Genomic DNA, 6501 nt, shown 5'->3' on the forward strand with positions numbered 1-6501 from the left:
GTATTGATTATCTAATTCCACAAGAGAATATGTCGTGTTAAACCGCTATCCTTTGTGGAAGTACATTATGTTGGTCGTTGTAATTTGCCTCGGCCTTCTTTATGCACTTCCAAATATTTATGGTGAAGATCCTGCTATACAGATTTCAGGCTCAAATACTGCTGAAATTAATGTTGCTACGCAAGATAAAATCAGAAAACTTTTAGCTGATAATCACATCGAGACTAAATCATTAATTTATGAAAATAAGTCAATTTTAATTCGCGTTGGTGATAATGATACACAGCTTAAAGCAAAAGAGCTCATATCAGAAGCATTAGGTGAAGAATATATCGTTGCATTGAACTTAGCACCCGCAACACCAACGTGGCTGACAGCATTAGGTGCTGAGCCTATGAAACTCGGTCTTGATTTACGTGGTGGCGTTCACTTTTTAATGGAAGTCGATATGACAACCGCATTAAGTAAACTCACTGAACAATCTATTGAAAACATAAAAACTGAATTCACAAATAGCAAATTAAATTATAAAAAAATCAGCAAAAATAGTAATCAACAAATTGTATTACAATTTGATAATACGGATGATCGCAATAAAGGTATTACTAAAATTAATGGATTGCGAGATTACAAAGTAGCTTCTCAAACAGACAGCAGTATTGTTGTCGATATCAGTGAACAACGTTTACAACAAACTAAAAATGATGCTGTGCAACAAAATACCACTATTTTACGTAATCGTGTTAATCAACTAGGCGTTGCCGAACCTATTGTTCAACGCCAAGGTGCTGATCGTATTGTAGTTGAATTACCAGGTATTCAAGACACCGCGTTAGCTAAGCGTATTTTAGGGGCAACAGCGACGCTTGAGTTTAGACAAGTTAACGAAGAAAGCACACCAAATTTACCGGCCATTATCAATGGTGATATGCGCGTTCCTTATGGTTCAGAAATTCAGTATATGGAAAATGGACGTCCTGTATTACTTTATAAACGTATTGTATTAACAGGAAATCATATTACTGATTCTTCATATCGTGTTAATCCATATGGATTACCTGAAGTTGCTATTACGCTTGATGGCACAGGCGGTAAAAAAATGTTTGATTTTACTCAAAAAAATCTTCATAAGTCGATGGCAACCTTATTTGTTGAATACAAAGATACAGGAAAACGCGATGAAAACGACAAGCCGATTCTTGAAAAACAAGAACGAGTTATTAACGTCGCGACTATTCAAGGTATTTTTAGTGATCGTTTCCAAGTAACGGGTATAGGTAGTATTGATGAAGCTAAAAATTTATCACTATTATTACGTGCAGGGGCATTAATTGCACCGATCCAAATTATTGAGGAACGAACTGTTGGGCCATCCATGGGGCAAGAAAATATCACCCAAGGCTTAGAATCTTGTGTATGGGGTTTGGCGGTTTCAGTTATTTTTATGTTAGTAATGTATCGCCTATTTGGTGTGTTTGCTAGCCTTGCATTAGTTGCAAACTTAATTTTAATTGTTGGTGCAATGTCTTTACTTCCTGGGGCAACGCTAAGCATGCCAGGTATTGCTGGTATTGTATTGACCGTAGGTATGGCTGTTGATGCTAATGTACTGATTAACGAAAGAATAAAAGAAGAGCTGAGTAATGGTCGAAGTGTGCAACATGCAATTAATGAAGGATATGCAGGAGCTTGGAGCAGTATTTTTGATGCCAATCTTACTACTTTAATTACTGCGGTTATTCTTTATGCAGTTGGTACTGGTTCAATTAAAGGCTTTGCTATTACGTTAGGTATCGGTATCGTTACATCAATGTTTACATCGATTGTTGGTACTCGCGCATTAGCCAATCTTATTTATGGCGGTCGTCGCGTTAATAAGTTATCAATTTAGAGGTTTATTGTGATTATTAATAAAAAAGAAAATCATGATGTTAGAGAATTAAATCATGGTCGCAGAGTCCTCGACTTTTTAAAATTTGGCTTCGTTGCTTTTGTTATTTCTATGCTCTTAGTTGTAGCGTCTTTTGTCGTTATTTTTGTTAAAGGATTCAATCTAGGACAAGACTTCACTGGCGGAACAACAGTCGAGCTTACCGTAACAAAAAATGTTAATCTTGATGATATTCGTAATAGTTTACGCGATGCAGGCTATCATGAGCCGATAGTACAATATTACGGTAGTAGTAAAGATATCATCATTCGGTTACCTTCGGCTAAGCAAGAAGACAATACCTCATCGGCTATTGATAATGCGCTAGGTACAAAAATTTCCAATTTAATACATAAAGATATTGATGCAGATGCTCAAATCAAACGTATTGAATTTGTAGGTCCAACTGTTGGCGCTGAACTTGCTCAAGATGGTATTTTGGCAATCTGTGCCGCATTAGTTTGTATTTTAATCTATATTGCATTCCGTTTTGAGTGGCGATTTGGTACTGGAGCGGTTGTTGCTTTAGCGCATGATGTCGTCATTACTGCAGGTTATCTATCACTATTTGAACGAGAATTAGATTTAACGATTATTGCTGCAATGTTATCCATTATTGGTTATTCACTCAACGATACTATTGTTGTCTTTGATAGAATTCGTGAAAATTTTAGAAAGATACGCCGTGCAGAACCTTATGATGTAATTAATATCTCATTAACGCAAACGTTGCATCGTACTTTAATGACATCAGGGACAACACTTGTTGTGGTGATTATTCTATATATCTTTGGTGGTTCAATGTTAAAAGGATTTTCTGAAACATTAGGGGTGGGTATTGTGCTTGGTACCATCTCATCAATTTATGTGGCGGCTTATATGTCACTTAAATTAGGCGTAAAAAGAGAACACTTTATGCCACCAAAAATTGAAGCAGAAGGAGCTGATCAACCTTCAATATTACGCTAATTGTTTAAACTCTGCCATTAATTGGCAGAGTTTCATTAGACTATTTTTAAAACAAATGATACCAAATTGATTGACACCTACCCTTTAGTTGCATATTATTAACCACAGTTTTATCCCTTTCTTTTGGGGCCATAGCTCAGTTGGGAGAGCGCAACGCTGGCAGCGTTGAGGTCAGGGGTTCGATCCCCCTTGGCTCCACCAAATCAATAAACAGCAACATTCTTTAAAACCCATTAAAGCACACTAAACCCAATAACAACAAGCCTTAAAAGCGATTTTATTATCCAGTAAGTATCATTAAGGTACATTTACAACCAAATTTTTTAGGTATATGCTTAGGTATACGAACACAATATACCTATATATCGTATACCTAAAATAATTATGGCTAGAAAAATACATCCATTAACAGACACCCAAATAAAGGCCGCCAAGCCAAGAGATAAAGATTATTCGTTATTTGATGGTGGTGGTATGTATCTCTTGGTTAAATCGAATAATTCTAAAATCTGGCGTTTTAAGTATACGCGTCCGTATACCAAAAAAGGCGCATTAATTAGTTTCGGTAGTTACCCTGAGGTTTCACTACAGCAAGCTAGAAAACAAAGAGACGAAGCTCGTGAATTAATTAAGCAAGGTGTAGATCCTCAAGAGCATAAAGCAGAACAAGAACAACGCAAGCATGACGAAATTACTAGTACCTTTAAAAAGGTAGCTACTGATTGGTTTAAGGTCAAAAGCGGTAAAGGGTTAGCTGAGAGTACGCTAAAAAGAACATGGGAATCTTTAGAATTACACCTATTCTCTTACATTGGTGATAAATCTATTTTTAAACTTAAAGCTAAAGATTTTATTCAAGCAATGGAACCGTTAAGAGCGAATGGAAAGCTAGAAACCATTAAAAGACTTTGCCAACGAATAAATGAAATCATGTTCTATGCGGTTAATATTGGCTTGATTGATGCTAACCCAGCAGCCAAGATAAAGGACGCTTTCGAAAGCCCTGTAAAAGGACAAATGCCAACAATAAATGCGCAAGAGCTCCCCCAATTTATGCAAGCCCTTGCTATGGCTAGAATCGAATTGCAAACGCGCTGTTTGATTGAGTGGCAGCTATTAACGATGACACGCCCAAATGAAGCCGTAGGGGCAAAATGGCAGGAGATAGATTTTGATAATAGTTTATGGGTTATCCCTGCCGAAAAAATGAAAATGAGGCGAGAACACATTATTACGCTCAATAAGCAGGCTATGACAGTATTATCAATTATGAAGCCTATTAGTGGACATAGAGAGCATATTTTCCCAAGCATGAAACCGCCTTATACAACCCCGATGAATAGTAGTACTGCTAACATGGCAATAAAACGAATGGGGTATAAAAACAAACTAGTCGCACATGGATTACGAGCCTTAGCTAGTACAGTATTAAACGAGCAGGGATTTGACCCTAATATTATTGAGGCGGCACTTGCACACGTCGATACCAATAGCGTAAGGCGAGCTTATAACCGAGCTACTTACTTAGAACAACGTAGAATCATGCTTGATTGGTGGGGTGACTTTGTCGAACAAGCCAGCCAAGGAAATGTCTCATTATCTGGTACTCGTAATTTAAAGTTAGTAAATCATTAACCATATCGCGCTATTCATACCGTGCCCCATATTTGGGTTACGATAAAACCGTCACTCAAATCTGAGTTACTTCAATAATACCCTCTCCTCAAAATTGAGGAGTCTTTTTCAAATGTCACCCTTTACTTATATTAGTCATTAGGCTGTTTTTATATCTACCCCCCATAATTTAAAACTTTTAATATAAAGTGTTCACCACTATTCACCAATCTAATATTAATTTATATATATCAATACATTATATACTTATTATATATATTTTTTGGTGTTCACTAGTATTCACTAGTGTTCACTACTATACACATTATTAAAACAATTCTGATCCTGTAATTAACCAATTGAAATATAAATATATTTATATAAACCCATTTATCCATGAAAATAAAATCATTATTAATCATTTGGTTAATTTATGGTGATTTTTAGGTTGATCCAGGGCGGAATTAAAAGCCTAAATGCTTTATGGTGATTTCCACCATGCAGGTATTAAATTTGCAATCAGCTAAAAAGCCAGCAGGTTTATTACATTGGCTCGAGCTATTCATGGTTACCCATTTAGTAATAGCAGTCAAAAAAATTATTTCAATTCGCGGTTTTGCATAAAAAGTAGGGTGAGCGGTTTTAGGCGTGTAGAGTTATAGAAATTTGCTACCCCCTCCTATTGGCTGGGCTAATTTTGGACACGTTAAAAAGCAATCTAATAATTTGCCTTATTAGGTTATAATAGCCTTATTATTAGTAAGTTAGATAGCAATATGGCAGGAAGAAAATCAAAATTAAAGGACATGTTAGAGCTAGGGAAAGAGTATTTGCATAAGCAAGGCTATATCAATAATGGCGAAGTGATCCCCTCTGTGGCTGGACTGGCTTTATATGCTAACTGTTCAAGGTCAAGTTTATATAATTATGCAAGTTCAAGCGAAGAATTTAAGGACATGTTAGAACTTATCAAGGCACGCCAAGAAGTGGAATTAATTAATAAAGGCTTAAAAGGCGAATTTAACGCGAGTATTGCCAAATTGATGCTTGCTAATCATGGTTATTCTGAAAAACAGATATTAGATCATCAATCTATGGGTAGTGGCATTACAGCCAAATCCAAACCAATGCGTATTGAGCTAGTAGCACCATAATCTAATAGATAATCACTAGTACTTATAAAAAGGTATCCAAGCAAGTATCCAGCGAAAAGGCGCCTAATAAGTGGATACCAATTTCATCATACAAGCCAGTTAACAAGTTAGCGCATTCCAAGAGCGTACTTAATAGATACGTACTAACCATAGTTATATATCTTTGGTTTAACTAATGTGAAATCTGATGAACTGGTACGCACAAAGGTACGCACCAAAAATATATTTAACAAATAGCAACTATATAGAAGATCATGCCGAAATAATTACCACAGCTCGCTTCCATAAAAAAGTGGAGGCAGCTATCTGTATTATGAAGATAACTATAATTGTAGTATCTTATATGGGGTTGAATTTAAAAAGCCCGATAAAGGCTTATTATTTTGCTGATAAACGTGCTTTATGTTTTGAAGCAGCGCGACGGCTTAAATATTTATTGCTATTTTTTGCAAATGCTCTCATTTCTTTATCTTCAAGTGTTATTTTAATTCTGTAATTCTAACATAATTAAGTTGTGTTCATATATATTCAGTTATATACTTTTAAACACAGGGAATTATTAGAACCTGTATATCTATTAAATGGTTGCCGTCAATTTATTTAAATGTGATTTTTATTTTAACGAGATAATGAATGCAAAATATCCAAGTAAATAGATATCCTGCATTAAATAAAATTTTGTGGGACTATCAAGGAAAGACAATTCCAGAAGACGAAGCTTTCAAAATTTATGAAAGAAGATGGTGCTTTATTAAAGATGTAAAGCTTGCTGCCAATGAAAAAAAATTAATCCATAAACTTATTAAAGAGTACGGAAATGGTTATTTCCTACCT

Annotated in this window: 6 protein-coding genes and 1 tRNA gene; all 7 read left to right on the forward strand. The window is 35.5% G+C overall.

Annotated features, from left to right (window positions below; all coding sequences use genetic code 11):
• The first annotated feature begins 34 nt into the window (after nucleotides 1–34).
• Nucleotides 35–1891 carry a protein translocase subunit SecD gene (gene secD / locus A9G45_RS13425; protein WP_081297936.1) on the forward strand — a complete coding sequence of 619 codons (1857 nt, stop codon included), beginning with the start codon at nucleotides 35–37 and terminating at the stop codon, nucleotides 1889–1891.
• Between the two features lie 15 nt (nucleotides 1892–1906).
• Entirely contained in the window at nucleotides 1907–2899 is a 993-nt protein-coding gene (gene secF / locus A9G45_RS13430; RefSeq protein WP_065566199.1) for a protein translocase subunit SecF, read from the forward strand.
• 125 nt (nucleotides 2900–3024) lie between these two features.
• A tRNA-Ala gene (locus A9G45_RS13435) sits at nucleotides 3025–3100 on the forward strand.
• Nucleotides 3101–3283: 183 nt separating this feature from the next.
• Nucleotides 3284–4534, forward strand: coding sequence for an integrase domain-containing protein (locus A9G45_RS13440; protein ID WP_065566195.1), 1251 nt, complete (start codon nucleotides 3284–3286; stop codon nucleotides 4532–4534).
• A gap of 755 nt (nucleotides 4535–5289) precedes the next feature.
• On the forward strand, nucleotides 5290–5667 hold the full coding sequence (locus A9G45_RS13445; RefSeq protein WP_065566196.1) for a terminase small subunit: 378 nt from the start codon (nucleotides 5290–5292) through the stop codon (nucleotides 5665–5667).
• A 187-nt stretch (nucleotides 5668–5854) separates the two neighbouring features.
• Nucleotides 5855–6163 carry a hypothetical protein gene (locus A9G45_RS13450; RefSeq protein ID WP_065566197.1) on the forward strand — a complete coding sequence of 103 codons (309 nt, stop codon included), beginning with the start codon at nucleotides 5855–5857 and terminating at the stop codon, nucleotides 6161–6163.
• A gap of 137 nt (nucleotides 6164–6300) precedes the next feature.
• Nucleotides 6301–6501, forward strand: a 201-nt coding sequence (locus A9G45_RS13455) for a hypothetical protein (protein ID WP_065566198.1), incomplete at its 3' end; no start/stop codon positions are given.

Origin of the sequence: Gilliamella sp. HK2 (assembly GCF_001690265.1) — a bacterium.
Taxonomy (GTDB): Bacteria; Pseudomonadota; Gammaproteobacteria; order Enterobacterales; family Orbaceae; genus Gilliamella; species Gilliamella apicola_C.